We start from the raw sequence: 2,950 nt of genomic DNA on the forward strand, positions 1-2,950 counted from the left end.
CTGGTGCTGTCCCGGCGCTATCCGACGATCTCCGGCAGCATTCTCGGGATCGCTGCGTGCGGGCTGCCGGCCTTCCTGTCCGGCCTCGTCGAGGACCTGACCAAGCGGGTGTCGCCGCGCGCGCGGCGATCAGCGCCTCGACGAGCCCGCCCGCGCCGAAGCGCTCGCGGCCCATCCGCTCGACGAAGCCGGCCGCGTACTCGGGCAGCGGCACGCAATGCCGGCGCAGCTTCTGCGGCAGCGACTTCAGCAGCAGTTGCACCTTTTCCTTCAGCATCCCGGGCACGAGCCACTCGCAGCGGCGCGCGTCGACCTGGTTCAGCGCATACAGCGGCACCGCGAGCGTCACGCCGTCGCGCGGCGTACCGGGCTCGAAGTGATACGTGAGCGCCATCTCGACGCCGGCCATCGTCGCGCGCTTCGGGAACAGCTCGGTCGTCACGCCGGCCGCTTCGTGGCGCATCAGGTCATCGCGCGACAGGTACAGCAGCCGCAGCTTGTCCTCGGGCTGGCCGCCCTTCTTCACCTCGTCGCGATACCAGCGCTCGAATGCGGCCCCCGTGTGAATCCCTTCCGGAATCGCCTGGTCGTAGTACGCGTAGATCAGCTCGTCGTCGACCAGCACGTCCTGCCGGCGCGACTTGTGCTCGAGCTGCTCGATGTCGGCGAGCAGCTTGCGGTTGTGCGCGAAGAACGCGAGCTTCGTGTCGAACTCGCCCTCGACCAGCGCGCCGCGGATGAACAGCTCGCGCGCCCGCGACGGATCCTGCTTGCCGAACGCGACGCGCCGGCGGTGGTAGATCGGCAGCCCGTACAGCGTCGCGCGCTCGTACGCGCTGACCTGCGCCGGGCGCTTTTCCCAGTGCGGCTCCGACAGCGATTTCTTCAGCAAATGCGCGCCGATCTTCTCGACCCATTCGGGCTCGATCTTCGCGAGGCAGCGTGCGTACAGCCGGCTCGTCTCGACGAGCTCGGCCGCCATCACCCAGCGGCCGGCCTTCTTCGCGAGCACGGAGCCCGGCCACAGGTAGAACTTGATCCCGCGCGCGCCGAGATAGTGCGGATCGTCGTCGGCCTTCAGGCCGAGGTTGCCGAGCAGGCCCGTCAACAGGGCCAGATGGACCTGTTCGTAGGTCGCCTCGACTTCGTTCAGCCGCCAGCCGTGCTCGCGCACGACGGTCAGCAGCTGCGAATGGACGTCGCGCCACTCGCGCAGCCGCAGGTGCGACAGGAAGTTCTGCCGGCACGCGTCGACCAGCTGGCGGTTCGACTTCTTGTGCGCGACGGCCTCTTCGAACCACGCCCAGATCTTCAGCCACTGCAGGAACTCGGAACGCTCGTCGGCGAACCGGCGGTGCGCCTGGTCGGCCTGCTCCTGCGCCTCGATCGGGCGGTCGCGCGGGTCCTGCACGGACAGCGCGCTCGCGATGATCAGCACTTCGCGCAGCGACTGCTGGTCGCGCGCGGCAAGAATCATCCGGCCCACCCGCGGGTCGAGCGGCAGCCGCGCGAGTTCGCGGCCGAGCGGCGTCAGCGCGTTGTCGTCGTCGACCGCGCCGAGTTCGTTGAGCAGCTGGTAGCCGTCCGCGATCGCGCGGCCGGGCGGCGGCTCGAGGAACGGGAACGATTCGATCGCCGTCAGGTGCAGCGACTTCATCCGCAGGATCACCGACGCGAGCGACGAGCGCAGGATTTCCGGATCGGTGAAGCGCGCACGCGCCTGGTAGTCGCTTTCCTCGTACAAGCGGATGCAGACACCGTCGGCCACACGGCCGCAACGGCCCGCGCGCTGGTTCGCGGCCGCCTGCGAGATCGACTCGACCTGCAGCTGCTCGACCTTGTTCCGGTACGAATAGCGCTTCACGCGCGCAAGGCCCGTATCGACGACGTAGCGGATGCCCGGCACCGTCAGCGAGGTTTCGGCCACGTTGGTCGCGAGCACGATCCGGCGCGCGTTCGACGCCTTGAACACCTTGTCCTGGTCGGCCGCCGAGAGCCGCGCGAACAGCGGCAGGATCTCGGTGTGCGGCGGATGGTGCTTGCGCAGCGCCTCGGCCGCTTCGCGGATCTCGCGCTCGCCGGGCAGGAACACCAGCACGTCGCCGGGGCCTTCGCGGCACAGCTCGTCGACCGCGTCGACGATCGCGTCCATCAGGTCGCGCTCGGCTTCGCGCGCGGTCTTCACGCGATCGCGGCCGCCCGTGCCTTCGGCGTGCTTGACGGCCGGGCGATCCTCGGCCACCGGCCGGTAGCGCATCTCGACCGGATACAGCCGCCCGCTCACCTCGATCACGGGCGCCGGGCGCTCGTCGGTGCCGAAATGGCGCGCGAAGCGATCGGCGTCGATCGTCGCGGACGTGACGATCAGCTTCAGGTCCGGCCGCCTCGGCAGGATTTCCTTCAGGTAGCCGAGCAGGAAGTCGATGTTCAGGCTGCGCTCGTGCGCCTCATCGATGATCAGCGTGTCGTATGCCTTCAGCAACGGATCGGTCTGCGTCTCCGCGAGCAGGATCCCGTCCGTCATCAGCTTCACGGACGCGCCCGGCGCGAGATTGTCGGTGAAGCGCACCTTGTAGCCGACCACTTCGCCGAACGGCGTGCCGAGTTCCTCGGCGATCCGGCGGCCGGTGGACGACGCGGCGAGACGGCGCGGCTGCGTATGGCCGATCAGGCCCGTGCCGCCGGCGCCGAGGCCGCGGCCGAGATCGAGACAGATCTTCGGCAGCTGCGTGGTCTTGCCCGAGCCGGTTTCGCCGCAGACGATGACAACCTGATGACCGGCGATCGCGCGCGCGATTTCGTCGCGCTTGCCCGACACGGGCAGGCTTTCGGGATACGTGATCGGCGGGACCGGGTTCGGTGCGACGACCGCGCGCGGCGGACGCTCGCGGCGCGGTGCGCGCTCGCCCGTCGCAGCGGACGCGTCCTTCGCGGCCGGCTGGCGCGCGTC

Annotated in this window: 1 protein-coding gene; it reads right to left on the reverse strand. The window is 69.6% G+C overall.

Features of this window, described 5'->3' with window-relative positions; all coding sequences use genetic code 11:
• A partial coding sequence (gene hrpA / locus G3N96_RS38225; protein ID WP_346778938.1) for an ATP-dependent RNA helicase HrpA occupies positions 1-2,842 on the reverse strand: 2,842 nt, incomplete at its 3' end.
• Between the last annotated feature and the right edge of the window lie 108 nt (positions 2,843-2,950).

It is taken from the genome of Burkholderia sp. Se-20373 (assembly GCF_017104705.1).
Lineage (GTDB): Bacteria > Pseudomonadota > Gammaproteobacteria > Burkholderiales > Burkholderiaceae > Burkholderia.